Source organism: Streptomyces sp. NBRC 109706 (assembly GCF_000974485.1).
In the GTDB taxonomy this organism is placed as follows: domain Bacteria; phylum Actinomycetota; class Actinomycetes; order Streptomycetales; family Streptomycetaceae; genus Streptomyces.
Genome location: NZ_BBOM01000006.1, coordinates 779,019 through 792,787 on the forward strand (window position 1 = coordinate 779,019; position 13,769 = coordinate 792,787).

A 13,769-nucleotide genomic window follows, 5' to 3' on the forward strand; every position below is an offset into this window, starting at 1 on the left:
CCTATCTCATCGCCTACCGCCCCGCCGCGACCACCCCCGACGAGCCCGCCCGGTCGGCCGGCCGGGGGTGGTCGCGGCGGGTTCGCCGCGACGGCGGGGTGTGGACGGCGCCGAGCCGGGTACTCGGCGCGCGGTCTCGGGGTCGGTGAGGGGTGGGCTGGAGGTGCTCGTTGGCTGCTTCTGCCGGGTCTGCAGGGTCTGCTCGGTCCGCCGGGTCCGCTGTTCCCACCGGTTCCACCGCCGGTCCCCCAGTTCGTTCCTCACCCGGCGCCCGGCCGGCGCCGGCGCTCGGGCGTACGGTCGTGCTGCCCGGCGTCTACGCGCCGCAGGCGGACACGCTGCTGCTGGCCGCCGCGCTCCGCGCCGAGCGGATCTGTCCCGGGATGGATGTGCTGGAGGTGTGCTCCGGAAGCGGGGCGCTCTCGGCCTACGCCGCCCGACTCGGCGCCCGGGTGACCGCCGTGGACATCGGTCGGCGCGCGGTGCTCAGCACCAGGATCAACGCGGTCCTCGCCGGCCGCCGGGTGACCGTTCGCCGGGGCGATCTCACCACCGCGGTGGCCGGCCGTTCCTACGATCTGCTCTTCAGTAATCCGCCCTACGTTCCCTCGCCGCTCGACACGCTGCCCCGCACCGGCGCCGCCCGCGCCTGGGAGGCCGGCCGCGACGGGCGGGCGCTGGTGGACCGGATCTGCGCGGCGGCCCCCGCGATGCTGCGGCCCCACGGGGTGCTGCTGCTGGTCCACTCGGGCCTCTGCGCCGAGGAGGAGACCCTGCTCCGGCTGGAGGAGGCGGGCCTGCGGGCCGCCGTGGTCGAACGCGCCCGGATCCCGTTCGGCCCGGTGCTGCGCGAGCGGCTGCCCTGGCTGCGCCGCCGTGGCCTGGTCCCGCCGGACGAGGAGTTGGAGGAACTGGTGGTGATCCGTGGCGAGAAGCGCTGACCGTGAGCCGCGCCGGGTGACCGCGGAACGGGACGGACCGCTGCTGCTGGAGGGCCCGGTGGAGGTGACGCTCGACGACGGCCGGGTCGTCCGCAGCGACCGGTTCGCCGTCGCGCTCTGCACCTGCCGCCGCAGCCGCCGCTACCCCTGGTGCGACACCAGCCATCGGAAACGGTCCAAGCCGGCGAAGCCTCCGGCGGGGAACGGCCGGTGACCGTCCCCGGGCTGCCCGAGGCGCGCGGGGAGCTGTCGGCCGGACTGCTGGCGGCGCTCGCCGGCGAAGCGCGCCCCCTTCCCGCGCTGGCGGCCGTCGCCGGCGCTGACCCCTGGGGCGGGGATCTGCAGCTGACGCTCTACGCGCTGTACGAACTCCACTACCGGGGCTTCGCCGGCGTTCCCGACGCCAGGGAGTGGGATCCGGAGCTGATCGGGCTGCGGGTGGCGGCCGAGGAACGTTTCCTCGCCGCCCTGCGCGCGGCGCTGCCACCCGGCCGTGACGTCGACGACGCCCTGGGCGAGCTGCTGGTCGAGCCGGCCGCTGTTGGGGGTGGCTCGGCCGGGTCAGGTGGTGCGGCCGGCTCGGACGGCTCGGGTGGTTCGGACGGCGACGAAACGGTCGGGGTCGGTCAGTTCCTGGCGCGGGAGGGCGAACTCTGGCAGTTGCGCGAGTATGCCGCGCTGCGTTCGCTCTACCACCTCAAGGAGGCCGACCCCCACGCCTGGGTCATCCCCCGGCTGCGCGGCCGGGCCAAGGCCGCGATGGTCGCCATCGAGTTCGACGAGTTCGGCGCCGGCCGCGCCGACCGGGCCCATGCCCGGCTCTTCGCCGAACTGATGACGGACCTCGGCCTCGACCCGACCTATGGCCGCTATCTGGACGCGGCCCCGGCCGAGGCGCTGGCCACCGTCAACCTGATGTCCCTGCTGGGCCTGCGGCGCGCGCTGCGCGGCGCCCTGGTCGGGCACTTCGCCGCCGTCGAGGTGACCTCGTCGCCCGGCTCGCGCCGGCTGGCCGAGGCGATGCGCCGCACCGGCGCCGGACCGGCGGCCGAGCACTTCTACGACGAACATGTGGAGGCCGACGCGGTGCACGAACAGGTGGTGCGGCGCGAGGTGATCGGCGGACTGCTCGCCGACGAGCCGGGCCTGGCCGCCGATGTGGTCTTCGGGATCGAGGCCACCGGACTGCTGGAGGACGCCCTCGGCCGGGCGTTGCTGCCGCCCTGGCGCGCGGGGCGCCCCGCCCTGCGCCGGCCGCTGCCGACGCCCGTGGGGGTGCGACGCGACTGACGGTCCCGGCCCGGGGTGGCCTCCCGACCGGGACCGCCGGCGCGTCCCCCGACGGCCGGCCGAGGGGACAGGGCCGGCCGGGTCCTCGGGTCAGTCGAACTGCTCGGCCTCCGTCGAGCCCGCCAGCGCCGTGGTGGCGGATGCCGGGTTGACGGCCGTCGAGACCAGATCGAAGTAGCCGGTGCCGACCTCGCGTTGGTGCTTCACGGCCGTGAACCCGTGCCGCTGGGCGGCGAACTCCTTCTCCTGCAGTTCGACATAGGCCGTCATCCCCTCCTCGGCATAGCCCCTGGCCAGGTCGAACATGCCGTGGTTGAGGGAGTGGAAGCCGGCCAGCGTGATGAACTGGAAGCGGTAGCCCATCGCGCCCAGCTCCCGCTGGAACTTGGCGATCTGGTCGTCGTCCAGCGACGCCTTCCAGTTGAACGAGGGCGAGCAGTTGTAGGCCAGCAGCTGGTCCGGGTACTGGGCGTGGATCGCCTCCGCGAACTCGCGGGCCTGCCGCAGATCCGGCGTGCCCGTCTCCATCCAGAGCAGATCGGCGTGCGGCGCGTAGGCCAGGCCGCGCGCCACCGCGGGCGCCATCCCGTTGCGCACCCGGTAGAAGCCCTCGGCGGTGCGCTCCCCGGTGACGAACCTCGCGTCCCGCTCGTCCACGTCGCTGGTGATCAGCGTGGCCGCGAGGGCATCGGTGCGGGCGATGATCACGGTGGGCACGCCGGCGATGTCGGCGGCCAGCCGGGCCGCGTTGAGGGTGCGGATGTGCTGGGACGTCGGCACCAGCACCTTGCCGCCCAGATGACCGCACTTCTTCTCGGCGGCCAACTGGTCCTCGTAGTGGATGCCGGCGGCGCCGGCCGCGATCATGGCCTTGGTCAGCTCGAACGCGTTGAGCGGTCCGCCGAACCCGGCCTCGGCGTCGGCGACGACGGGCGCCAGCCAGTCGACCGCGCCCCCGTCCCCCTCGGCGGTGGCGATCTGGTCGGCGCGCAGCAGCGCGTTGTTGATCCGACGCACCACCTGCGGCACGGAGTTGGCCGGGTAGAGGCTCTGGTCGGGGTAGGTCTGACCCGCCTGGTTGGCGTCGGCCGCGACCTGCCAACCGGAGAGGTAGATCGCCTGCAGACCGGCCTTGACCTGCTGCACGGCCTGGCCGCCGGTGAGCGCCCCGAGGGCGTGCAGGTAGTCGGACTCGTGCAACTGCCGCCACAGTCGCTCGGCCCCGCGCCGGGCCAGGGTGTGCTCCTCCTGGACGCTGCCCGCAAGACGCGTCACGTCCTCGGCCCGGTAGGTGCGCTCGATGCCCTGCCACCGGGGATCGGTGGCCCAGCGGCGCGCCAACGCCTCGGCCGCCTGGGATGTCGCGGTGGATGATTCCGCCTGCGTGATGACCGTCATGATCGTCTCCGCTGTGAAACTGCCCTGATGATGATCGAAGTGAACTTTGCGGTGCTCGGCACTGAGTGCCGAGGAGGGTGTGCAAAGGCACGGCCCGCCGAACCCCGCCGGGGGGTGAAGCTGAGCAATGTTGCCGGCGAGTGGCATAACTGTCCGGTGTCCGCGTCGAGTTGCCGTGGCGTGGGTGGGCACGGGCCCCGATGCTTCCCCGGCCGGTTCGCCGGAGCTCGGCGGGCCGTGCTCACACTGTGACGGTGGCACTGGGTGCCATCAAGGGGGGATCGGTGCTAAGTTCTGAAAATCTTCCGGTGGGGTTCCGCTGAGCTTGTAAACCGGGTCGAACCATGGTTCGCCGTGGTGACCCATGGCGAACTGCTGCGAACCGCTGCGAACCCCCCGAACGTCTCCGGTCAACGCCGACCGGCCGGGCGAGGGCGAAGGAGGGCGCTGGCGATGGCCAAGGTCTACGCGGGGCCACGGCTGCGACGGCTCCGCGAGGAACGCGGGCTGCGGCAGGCCGAGTTGGCCAGGATGCTGGGCATCTCGCCCGGCTATCTCAACCAGATGGAACACGACTCACGCCCGCTGACCGTTCCCGTGCTGCTCCGGCTCACCGAGACCTTCGGCGTCGAGCCCGACTTCTTCTCCACCCGGGACACCGGCCGGCTCCTCGCCGAACTGCGGGAGGCCCTGGCCGACGAGCTGACCGACGGCCGGGTCACCCCGTCCGACCTCGGCGAACTCGCCTCCCGGCTGCCTTCGGTCGCCCAGCTCCTGCTCGAACTCGGCCGCCGCCACCACGCCCTGGCCGACCGCCTAGCCGAGACCGCGACCCCGACGGAACGCGGCGCGCCCGTCGCCGCGTGGGCGGGCGCCGTGCCCGCCGAGCACGCTGGGCCTGCCGTGCCCGCCGAGCACGCCGTGCCCGCTGCGGACGCCGAACGTCGGGGGCGCGCGGGTCCGGTGGGGGCGCGGGGGGCGCGTACGCCGGGCGCTCCGCATGAGGAGATCAGGGAGTTCTTCTATCGGCGCCGCAACTACCTCCACGAAGTGGATCTCGCCGCCGAGAAGTTGGCCGAGGAGATCGGCGTGCGCCCCGGCGAGGTGCTGCGCCGCCTTGAGGCGCGGTTGGTCGACCGGCATGGCGTGCGCGTCCTGCCCCACGCCGGCCCGGAACAGCACCGCTATGACCCCGAGAGCCGTGTGCTCTCCGTCTCCGGACGGCTGCGGCCCGGCCAACAGGCGTTCCGGATGGCCACCCAGCTCGCCCTGTTGGAGTACGACCAGGGGCTCTCCCGACTGGCCGGCGAGGACTTCCCACCCGGCTCGGACAGCTGGTCCCTGGCCCGGATCGGGGTGGCCAACTACTTCGCCGCCGCGCTGATCCTCCCCTACCGCGCCTTCCACACGGCGGCGGAGGAAGTGCGCTACGACATCGAACGGCTCGCCGACCGGTTCGGACTCGGCTACGAGACCGTCTGCCACCGGCTGAGCACCCTGCAACGGCCCAGGCTGCGCGGGGTGCCGTTCTCCTTCGTCCGGGTGGACCGGGCGGGCAACATGTCGAAACGGCAGTCGGCGACCGGCTTCCACTTCTCCCACACCGGCGGCACCTGCCCGCTGTGGAACGTCTACGAGGCGTTCGCCGCCCCCGGCCGCATCCATGTGCAGATCGCCGCCATGCCGGACGGCGAGCGCTATCTGTGGATCGCCCGCACGGTCACCCGCCGGCAGGGCGGCTGGGGCGATCCGGCCAAGTCCTTCGCCATCGGCCTGGGCTGCGAGATCCCGCACGCCGCGCGCCTGGTCTACTCCGACGGACTCGACCTGGGCAACGCGGCCGTGGCCACCCCGATCGGCATGGGCTGCCGCAGCTGCGAACGGCTGGACTGCCCCCAGCGGGCCGCGCCCCCCGCCGGCGTGCCGCTCGCCGTGGACGAGCACAGCAGCACCTTCATCCCCTACCCGGTACGCCGCCGGCCCGGCGTCTAGCACCCCCCTACCCGCCCGACGCGGCGAACCGGCCGGGGTGGAACAGCGCGACGGGATGCGCCGTGGTGCCCGTGAGCGCCAGATCGGCGAGGATCTCGCCGACCACCGGCACGAACTTGAAGCCGTGCCCCGAGAAGCCGCAGGCCACCGTGACCGCCTCGTGCGCCGGATGCCGGGCGATCACGAAGTGCTCGTCAGGGGTGGTCGTATACATGCAGGTGGCGGCGTGCAGCAGGGCGCCGGGCAGGCTGGGCAGATGGCGACCCGCGTGCTCCGCCATCGTCGCCACCTCCGCCGGATGGACCGTGCGGTCGATGGTCTCCGGAGTGCACTCGCCGCCCGCGCGCCGGAAGAACGCCACCTTGGCGCCCCCTTCGGGCCCGTCGATCGCCGGGAAGCCATAGATCTGCGTGTCGTCCTCGGGCCGCTCCCAGATGTAGACGGGGTGCCGATCCGGCAGAAACGGCTCGACCCCCGACTCGCCGCTCGGCTGGAACCAGTACATGATCTGCCGCTCGATGGTGAACGGCACGCCCAGATCGGCCAGTTGCTCCAGGGCCCAGGCACCGGGGCAGATCACCAGCTGCCCCGCCGTATAGCTGCCGAGCGCGGTGCGCACCCGCACTCCGGCGCCGCCGGGCAGCGCCTCCCAGGAGGTGACCGGCTCCCGGAACCGCAGCTCGGCGCCTGCGGCGGTGGCCCGTTCGATCCCCGCCCTGACCGTCTCCTCGGGGCGCACCAGGCCGGCGCGCGCCTCCCAGAGCGCCACCTCGTCCGCGCGCGGGCTCAGCGTGGGGAAGCGCCGCCTGATCTCGGCGGCGTCCAGCAGCTCATGGGGGAGATCCCAGGCGTCGGCCGCCGCCAGCGAGCCGGCCACCGTGCGGCTCTCCCGGGTGCCCAGCATCAGCCCGCCGGACAGCACCATCAACTCCCGCCCGGTCTCCCGCTCCAGCCGCTCGAACAGCTCATAGCTGCGCAGCAGCAGCGGGACATAGTCCGCCCCCTCGAAGTACGACTGCCGGATGATCCGCGAACCGCCATGGCTGGAACCCCGGTCGTGGACGGGATCAAAACGCTCCAGACCGAGCACCCGGGCGCCGCGCGCCGCCAGCTGATGGGCGGCCGCGCTGCCCATCCCGCCGATGCCGAGCACGATCACGTCATAGCTGGTGCGGGCCATCCGTCACTCCTGTCGTCGTCGCATTGCCGGGGTGGTGCCTTCCGGGGCGCGACCGGGGCCCGGCCACCCGCGTTGTCCTCGAGGCCGCGACGCGGGGGGCCGGCGGTCGTTCTCCCGGTATGAGCATCCCTCGCCGGCTCGGCCTCACCCTCGCGGCGCTCGCCGCCCTCGGCGCCACCGGAACCAGCCGGCCGCCCGAACCCGCCGAGCCGCTGCGCGCGTTGACCGAGCTGTCCGCCCAGCGGCTGGCCACCGCCGACCAGGTGGCCGCCGTCAAATGGGCCGGCGGCGATCCGATCGACGACCCGGCCAGGGAACGGGAGGTGATCCGGCGGGCCCGCGTCGAGGCGCGCCGGGCCGGGGCCGACCCGGACGCCGTCGCCCGGGTCTTCCGCGACCAGATCGACGCCAACAAGCTCGTGCAGCGGGCCCTGCACACCCGCTGGCGCGCCGATCCGGACGCAGCCCCGACCGACGCCTCCGGGACGGCCGAGACGCCCGAGACGCCCGAGGGCTCTATCGCCGGGGAACTCTCCGCCATCCGCGCCGAGATCGACCGGCTCAACGCGGACCTGCTGACCACGCTGACCGGGCTCACCCCCGGCCCCGACTGCCCCGCCCTGCGCGGCCGCGCCCTGGACGAGACCGGCGACCGCCGGCAGCTGGACCCACTCCACACCCACGCCCTGGGCCACGCCCTCCGCTCCCTCTGCCCCACCGCAGGCTGATCCCCCCCGCTGCCGCAGCGGCTGCCGCCAGATGCCGCCCACGGTGCTCACCCGAGCCTGGTGTCGCCGAGGGCGATCAGCAGCTGGCGCAGCGCGGCGCTGAGCACCGCCTGATCCTCGGGCGGCATCGCGGCCAACATCCGCTCCTCGTTGGCCACATGGGCGACCACCGCGCGGTCCACAAGACCGAGGCCGGCGCCGGTGAGCCGGACCCGGATGGCTCTTCGGTCGGACGGATCCGGATGGCGCTCGATAAGCCCCTTGCGCTCCAGCCGATCCAGCCGGTTGGTGATGGCGCCCGAGGTGACCATGGAGGCCAGCACCAACTCGCTCGGCGTCAGCTCATGCGGCGCGCCGGCCCGGCGCAGCGTGGCCAGCACATCGAACTCCGGATGCTCCAGGCCGTGTTCGGCGAAGACCGGCTTCATGCCCTTGGACAGCAGAACGGACGCGCGGTTGATCCGGCCGATCAGCGCCATCGCGTCCAACCCGGCCAGATCGGGGCGCTCCCGCTCCCACTGGGCGCGCAGCGCGTCCACCGCGTCCGCCTGCTGCGGGGGGCCTTCGCTCATCGCACTCCTCCTGGACGAGATAACTCAACGCTCAGATACTTGACGTTCGCAGAGTCTACCTGGCAGACTCGCGGATAGCTAGTTCAATGTTGAGAAGGTCTGCGTTGAAATAACTGCCCCGGGGGATCGTCCGCCCGGGGCGTTCGGAAGGGGTGGGGTCCATGGTGGGGAGCGGTGCGAAGCGGCGGATGTCGGCGGGGCATTGGGGCGTGGCCGCGTTGGCGGCCGTCGGCCCCGCCGCCTGGGGCACCACCTATGTCACGACCACCGAGCTGCTGCCGCCCGATCGGCCGCTGCTGGCAGCGGCGCTGCGGGCCCTGCCGGCCGGGCTGCTGCTCCTGGCCTTCACCCGGCGGCTGCCGCGCGGCGACTGGTGGTGGAAGGCGTCCGTCCTCGGCCTGTTGAACTTCGGGGCCTTCTTCCCGCTGCTCTTCTACGGCGCCTACCGCCTCCCCGGCGGGGTCGCCTCCACGATCGGCGCGCTCTCCCCGCTGGTGGTGGTCGGGTTGAGCGTGGTGCTGCTGCGGGTCCGTCCCGGTCGCGGCTCGGTGCCGGCGGCGCTGCTGGGGCTGGTCGGCGTCGCCCTGATGGTGCTGCGCGCCGATGTCGTGCCGGATGTCGGCGGGATGGTGGCGCTGCTGGTGGCCATGGCCCTGATGGCGCTCGCCGTGGTGCTGGCCAAGCGCTGGGGTCGCCCGCCGGGCGCCTCCCTGCTGGCGCTCACCGGCTGGCAGTTGACGGCCGGTGGTCTGGTGCTGGCGCCGATAGCCTGGCTGGGCGAGGGCGCCCCGCCCGCCCCGACGGCCGGCCATCTCGCCGGCTATGCCTATCTCGGATTGATCGGCACGGCCCTGGCCTACGCCCTCTGGTTCCGGGGCATAGAGCGCCTCCCCGCGGCCTCGGTGGCCTTCCTCAGCCTGGTCAACCCCGTCGTCGCCACTCTCGCCGGGCTGTTGTTGCTCGGTCAGTCGCTCACCGCCTGGCAGCTCGTGGGTCTCGGGCTGGTCCTCGCCGGGGTGCTGCTGGGGCAGCGAGCGGGGCAGGGCACGACGCCGGCGCCCTCGCGCCTCGCGGCCAGGGGCGGCCCCTCCTCCCCCCGCACGCCCGGAGATCCGGCCGGCGCCCGGCCCGGCGCGGAGGAGAGCGCGGATGATGGGGTGAGCAGCACAGGTCGAGGATGACAGGACGGAGAGGTGTTCAGCGGTGAGCGCACAGACGCCGGTGTACGAGGCCCTGGACGAGCGGTTCCGCAGCGAGCGGTGCGGGGCGGGGGACAGACGGCTGGAGACGCTGCACCAGGGCTCCCGGTGGGCGGAGGGCCCGCTCTATGTGCCGGCCGGGCGGTATCTGTTGTGGAGCGACATCCCCAACGACCGGCTGCTGCGCTGGGACGAGACCACGGGCCAGGTCGGTGTCTTCCGCCGCTCGGCCGGCTTCCCCAACGGCAACACCCTCGACGGACAGGGCCGGTTGATCACCTGTGAGCAGGGCAACCGCCGGGTCACCAGGACGGAGCACGACGGCTCGATCACGGTGCTGGCCGATCGTTTCCAGGGCAAGCGGCTCAACAGCCCCAACGACGCCGCCGTGCGGTCCGACGGCTCGGTCTGGTTCTCCGATCCGGAGTTCGGCATCGCCAGCGACTACGAGGGCCATCGCGCCGCCAGCGAGATCGGCGCCCGCAACGTCTACCGGATCGACCCCGCCAGCGGCGAGGTGCGGCTGGTCGCCGACGGCTTCGTCGGCCCCAACGGCCTTGTCTTCTCGCCGGACGAGTCGCGGCTCTATGTCTCGGACAGCGTGGCCAACCACATCCGCGTGTTCCGCGTCAGGGACGACGACACCCTCGCCGACGAGGGCGTCTTCACCAGCTGCGCCCGGGGGAAGTTCGACAACATCCGCTTCGACGACGCGGGTCGGCTCTGGGCCGCGGCCATGGAGGACGGGGTGCACTGCTACCACCCGGACGGCACGCTGCTGGGCCGTGTGCTGGTCCCCGAGGTGGTGGCCAACATCCGGTTCGGCGGCCTCCGCCGGAACCGGATGTTCATCGCCGGCACCACGTCGATCTATTCGCTGATGATGAGTGTCACGGGCCTGCCGGCCCTGCCCACGGCGCGGTCGCCGCGCGCTTAATGGCAACGAGCACCCCCCGGCATGGCGTAGGGTAGATCTCACGACGCGGGGTGGAGCAGCTCGGTAGCTCGCTGGGCTCATAACCCAGAGGTCGCAGGTTCAAATCCTGTCCCCGCTACCACGAATCGATGGGCCCGACGCCAAGGCGTCGGGCCCATCGCCGTTTCGCTGGGCGCGAGGCCAAGCCGCCGCAGCCGCCCCGGACTTCGGGCACCGCCCCCGTCGTCCCCGCTGCCCGCGATGCGCCCCCGGGCTGCTCCTATTGGCAGCGCCTTCGCCAGCCGTTTGCTTCCCGCCCGGTCCACCAGCGCCCCGCTGCGCACTGCCTCCGTCTACGGGTCCACGCCCTCACCCACGCGGGCCCGCTTCGCCCGGCCCGGCGACGCATAGGCCCGCTCCACCTCGGCCGCCCCCGCCCGGGCCTGCTTCGCTCAAGCCGCCCCTGCCCGGGCCGCCCTCGCCCGGGCCGTCCCCGCCCGGGCCGACCCCGCCCGGTTTGGCTTTGCCTGGGCGCTCTGCCGCCCCGGGTTTGTCTCGTTCGGGTGGGTCAGGTTGTTTTCTGCTGGTTCGGTGGCGGGCCCGCGAGCCTGCTGTGCACCGTTACTGCCCACTGCCTCCGTCTACCGAGCCGCGCCCTCGTCCGGGCCTGCCTCGTCTGACCCGGCATCACTCAGGCTGCCTATGTCTGGGCCGCCCTCGCCCGGGCCGCCCCCACCCGGGCGGGCTTCGCCCGGGCCGGCTTTGCCCGTGTGCTCTGCCGCCCCGGGTCTGTCTCGTTCGGGTGGGTCAGGTTGTTTTCTGCTGGTTCGGTGGTGGCCCCGCCAGCCTGCTGTGGACCGTTCCCGCCCACCGCCTTCGTCTACCGAGCCGCGCCGTCGCCTGACCCGGCCGCGCCCAGGTCCTCCCCACCCGTCCCCGTCCCGCCCGAGCGGTCCCCGCCAGGCTCCGTCTCGCCTGGGCGGTCCCCGCCCGGTTCTGGCCCTGCCCCGGGCGGAGCGGGGGTGTGGTCCGGCGCTGCCCGCGCTCGGGCAAAGCGGTGGGCGAGTAGGTCGAGGTGGGTGAGGAGTTCGGGGTTGTCCTGGACTTCGAAGTCCGCGTCCAGCATGCCGAGCCAGACGGCCAGCGTCTCGACCGAGTCGGCCCCCGTGTGCAGCAGAGAGCGGTCGGGCCCTGCCGGTTCGACCACGCCGACCGACCAGGGCAACCGTTCCGTCAGGCGTTCCGCCGGGATGTGGACCAGCACCCGGGCCCGCACCCGCCAGGGGGCCGCCGCGATGCCACGGGAGACATAGCCGGCGACATCCTCGTCGGGCAGCGGTCTGGCCGTGAACCGGGGGCCGTTGGGGACGCGCGGGGTGAGCCGGTCCACCCGGAAGGTGCGCCAGTCCTCGCGCGCGATGTCCCAGGCGATCAGATACCAGCGGCGCCCGTAGTTGACCAGCCGATAGGGCTCGGCCTCCCGTCGCACCGGCTCGCTGGCGCGGTGGGTCAGATAGTCGAAACGGAGCCGTTCCCGGTCGCGGCAGGCCGCGGCGATGGTGGTCAGCGTCTCGGGGGAGACCCTGGACTCCGACTCGCGCGCCGGGATCGCCACCGTATAGCTGTTCAACGCGCCGACGCGGCGGCGGAGTCGGGGCGGCAGCACCTGTTCCAGCTTGGTCAGCGCGCTGAGCGAGGACTCCTCGATGCCGCTGATCGCGCCCCCGGTCGCGGTGCGCAGGCCGACCGCGACGGCCACCGCCTCCTCGTCGTCGAGCAGCAGCGGCGGCAGGGTGCTGCCCGCGCCGAGGCGGTAGCCGCCGATCGAGCCCCGGACGGCGTCCACCGGATACCCGAGCCGGCGCAGCCGGTCGACGTCGTTCCTCACCGTTCTGGTCGTCACCTGTAGTCGCTCGGCCAACTCCGGGCCCGTCCACTCGCGCGGCGTCTGCAGCAGCGAGAGAAGGCGAAGCAGGCGAGCCGATGTCTCCAACATGTGATCCATCCTGCGCGCGATACAGGAACGATCCGTTCCTATCTCCCTGTGAGAGTACGGGACATGGAGAACGCGATGGGAACCCGTCTGCGCTGGCTCGGCCTCTGGTCGCTGCTGGCCGCGATGTTGATGAACCTGCTGGACGCCACCGTGGTGACGGTCGCCGGGCCGGCGATCAGGGCCGATCTCGGCGGGTCGGAGGCAAGCCTCCAGTGGATGGCCGCCTCCTACACCCTCGCCATGGCGGTGGGGCTGCTGACCGGCGGTCGGCTCGGCGACATGTGGGGGCGGCGCCGGGTGCTGCTGGCGGGGGAGGCCGGCTTTCTGCTCGCCTCGCTGGCCTGCGCCGCCGCCTGGTCGCCCGAGGCGCTGATCGTGGCGCGGGTGGTGCAGGGGCTCTGCGCGGCGGTGATGGTGCCGCAGGTGTTCGGCCTGATCCGGGACCTGTTCCCGCCGCGGGAGATCGGCAAGGCGTTCGGCGCGTTGGGGCCGGTGATCGGGCTGGCCACCGTGCTGGGGCCGATCGTCGCCGGGGTGCTGGTGGACGCCGACATCCTGGGCAGCGGCTGGCGGATGGTCTTTCTGATCAACCTGCCGATCGCCGTCTTCGGGTTGGCCGTCGGCGCCCGGGTGTTGCCGAGGAGCCGGGGCGACCGGACGCTGCGGCTGGACGGTCCCGGCGCGGCGCTGGCCAGCGTGGGCATGTTCCTGTTGATCTTCCCGCTGGTGCAGGGGCGGGAACTGGGCTGGCCCGGCTGGCTGTTGGGCCTCTCGGTGGGCGCGCTGCTGTCGCTGGGCGGCTTTGTGATCAGGCAACGGGCACGGTCGGCGGCCGGTCGGGTGCCGCTGGTGGAACTGAGCGTGCTGGCCAAGCGCTCCTATACCGCCGGCGTGGGGTTCACCCTGGTGTTCTTCAGCGCCATCGTCGGCTTCTCCCTGGTGATGTCGTTGCTGCTGCAACTGGGCCTTGGCTTCGGACCGTTGCGGGCGAGCCTGGCGATGGCGCCGTGGGCGGTCGGCGGGTTCCTCGGTTCCGGGTTCGCCGCCGCCACGATGGCCAGGTTGGGACGCCGGGTGCTCCATCTCGGGCTGGCGCTGATGGTGGTCGGGCTGGCCGGTACCTACGGGGTGATCGACGGGGTGGGCGCCGAGTTGACCGGTTGGAGCCTGGCGCCCGTGCTCCTGGTCTATGGGCTCGGCATGGGCATGATCTTCGTGCCGCTCTTCGACATCATCATGGCGAAGGTCGACGACGGCGAGGTGGGTTCCGCGTCCGGACTGCTGGAGTCCTTCCAGCAGTTGGGCGCCAGCCTGGGCGTCGCGGTGCTGGGCACGGTCTTCTTCTCCACCGTCGGGGCCACCCCGCTGGTCGACGACCATCTGCTGGCCGCTCGTCAGGTGACGCTGATCGCACTCGGGTTGACCGTGCTGGCCTTTCTGCTCGGCTTCCTGTTGCCCCGCAGGGCCAGGGAGGCCGCCACGCCGACCACCCCCGAGGCGCCGGCGGAGGCCGCCCGGCGGGAGCCGGCACTGATCTGACCCGACCTGACCCGACCT

12 protein-coding genes and 1 tRNA gene are annotated in these 13,769 nt (G+C 72.9%); 9 read left to right on the forward strand and 4 right to left on the reverse strand.

What is annotated here, in order from left to right; all coding sequences use genetic code 11:
• The first annotated feature begins 302 nt into the window (after positions 1-302).
• The 3 genes from AOM46_RS13580 to AOM46_RS13590 are packed head-to-tail and all read left to right on the forward strand — an operon-like array spanning position 303 to position 2,231.
• Positions 303-941: a HemK2/MTQ2 family protein methyltransferase gene (locus tag AOM46_RS13580; protein WP_062210337.1), complete on the forward strand. Its 639-nt coding sequence runs from the start codon at positions 303-305 to the stop codon at positions 939-941.
• Complete coding sequence (locus AOM46_RS13585; protein WP_078856777.1) at positions 925-1,155, forward strand: CDGSH iron-sulfur domain-containing protein; 231 nt, start codon at positions 925-927, stop codon at positions 1,153-1,155. Before AOM46_RS13580 ends, AOM46_RS13585 begins: the two co-directional genes overlap by 17 nt.
• Complete coding sequence (locus AOM46_RS13590; RefSeq protein WP_062210342.1) at positions 1,152-2,231, forward strand: iron-containing redox enzyme family protein; 1,080 nt, start codon at positions 1,152-1,154, stop codon at positions 2,229-2,231. Before AOM46_RS13585 ends, AOM46_RS13590 begins: the two co-directional genes overlap by 4 nt.
• Positions 2,232-2,321: 90 nt before the next feature.
• On the opposite strand, the gene aceA is transcribed toward AOM46_RS13590, so the two are convergent.
• Positions 2,322-3,629 carry an isocitrate lyase gene (gene aceA / locus AOM46_RS13595; protein ID WP_062210346.1) on the reverse strand — a complete coding sequence of 436 codons (1,308 nt, stop codon included), beginning with the start codon at positions 3,627-3,629 and terminating at the stop codon, positions 2,322-2,324.
• Positions 3,630-4,082: 453 nt separating this feature from the next.
• Between aceA and AOM46_RS13600 the strand changes: the two genes are divergently transcribed.
• A complete protein-coding gene (locus AOM46_RS13600; protein ID WP_062210349.1) occupies positions 4,083-5,621 on the forward strand; it encodes a short-chain fatty acyl-CoA regulator family protein in 1,539 nt (512 codons plus the stop codon).
• A 7-nt stretch (positions 5,622-5,628) separates the two neighbouring features.
• On the opposite strand, the gene solA is transcribed toward AOM46_RS13600, so the two are convergent.
• Positions 5,629-6,801 (reverse strand): N-methyl-L-tryptophan oxidase, encoded by a 1,173-nt coding sequence (solA, locus tag AOM46_RS13605; protein WP_062210352.1) that lies wholly within the window; start codon positions 6,799-6,801, stop codon positions 5,629-5,631.
• Between the two features lie 119 nt (positions 6,802-6,920).
• Between solA and aroQ the strand changes: the two genes are divergently transcribed.
• Positions 6,921-7,529, forward strand: coding sequence for a gamma subclass chorismate mutase AroQ (gene aroQ / locus AOM46_RS13610; RefSeq protein WP_062210354.1), 609 nt, complete (start codon positions 6,921-6,923; stop codon positions 7,527-7,529).
• A 47-nt stretch (positions 7,530-7,576) separates the two neighbouring features.
• On the opposite strand, the gene AOM46_RS13615 is transcribed toward aroQ, so the two are convergent.
• Positions 7,577-8,101 carry a MarR family winged helix-turn-helix transcriptional regulator gene (locus tag AOM46_RS13615; RefSeq protein ID WP_062210358.1) on the reverse strand — a complete coding sequence of 175 codons (525 nt, stop codon included), beginning with the start codon at positions 8,099-8,101 and terminating at the stop codon, positions 7,577-7,579.
• Positions 8,102-8,262: 161 nt separating this feature from the next.
• Here AOM46_RS13615 and AOM46_RS13620 point away from each other — a divergent pair, with 161 nt between their 5' ends.
• The 3 genes from AOM46_RS13620 to AOM46_RS13630 all read left to right on the forward strand — a co-directional run bounded on the left by AOM46_RS13620 (position 8,263) and on the right by AOM46_RS13630 (position 10,358).
• Positions 8,263-9,282: an EamA family transporter gene (locus AOM46_RS13620; RefSeq protein ID WP_234313766.1), complete on the forward strand. Its 1,020-nt coding sequence runs from the start codon at positions 8,263-8,265 to the stop codon at positions 9,280-9,282.
• 22 nt (positions 9,283-9,304) lie between these two features.
• A complete protein-coding gene (locus tag AOM46_RS13625; protein ID WP_062210362.1) occupies positions 9,305-10,237 on the forward strand; it encodes an SMP-30/gluconolactonase/LRE family protein in 933 nt (310 codons plus the stop codon).
• A gap of 44 nt (positions 10,238-10,281) precedes the next feature.
• Positions 10,282-10,358: transfer RNA gene (locus AOM46_RS13630), tRNA-Met, on the forward strand.
• 738 nt (positions 10,359-11,096) lie between these two features.
• Here the strand turns inward: AOM46_RS13630 and AOM46_RS13635 are convergent.
• Positions 11,097-12,212: a YafY family protein gene (locus AOM46_RS13635; RefSeq protein ID WP_067226175.1), complete on the reverse strand. Its 1,116-nt coding sequence runs from the start codon at positions 12,210-12,212 to the stop codon at positions 11,097-11,099.
• A gap of 75 nt (positions 12,213-12,287) precedes the next feature.
• Between AOM46_RS13635 and AOM46_RS13640 the strand changes: the two genes are divergently transcribed.
• Entirely contained in the window at positions 12,288-13,751 is a 1,464-nt protein-coding gene (locus tag AOM46_RS13640; RefSeq protein ID WP_234313767.1) for an MFS transporter, read from the forward strand.
• Positions 13,752-13,769: the final 18 nt, after the last annotated feature.

Excerpts from the sequence above, each read along its gene's own strand:
- AOM46_RS13615 (WP_062210358.1), bottom strand. The coding sequence starts at position 8,101 with ATGAGCGAAGGCCCCCCGCAGCAGGCGGACGCGGTGGACGCGCTGCGC.
- aroQ (WP_062210354.1), top strand. The coding sequence starts at position 6,921 with ATGAGCATCCCTCGCCGGCTCGGCCTCACCCTCGCGGCGCTCGCCGCC.
- AOM46_RS13620 (WP_234313766.1), top strand. The coding sequence starts at position 8,263 with ATGGTGGGGAGCGGTGCGAAGCGGCGGATGTCGGCGGGGCATTGGGGC.
- AOM46_RS13600 (WP_062210349.1), top strand. The coding sequence starts at position 4,083 with ATGGCCAAGGTCTACGCGGGGCCACGGCTGCGACGGCTCCGCGAGGAA.
- AOM46_RS13640 (WP_234313767.1), top strand. The coding sequence starts at position 12,288 with ATGGGAACCCGTCTGCGCTGGCTCGGCCTCTGGTCGCTGCTGGCCGCG.
- solA (WP_062210352.1), bottom strand. The coding sequence starts at position 6,801 with ATGGCCCGCACCAGCTATGACGTGATCGTGCTCGGCATCGGCGGGATG.
- AOM46_RS13635 (WP_067226175.1), bottom strand. The coding sequence starts at position 12,212 with ATGTTGGAGACATCGGCTCGCCTGCTTCGCCTTCTCTCGCTGCTGCAG.
- aceA (WP_062210346.1), bottom strand. The coding sequence starts at position 3,629 with ATGACGGTCATCACGCAGGCGGAATCATCCACCGCGACATCCCAGGCG.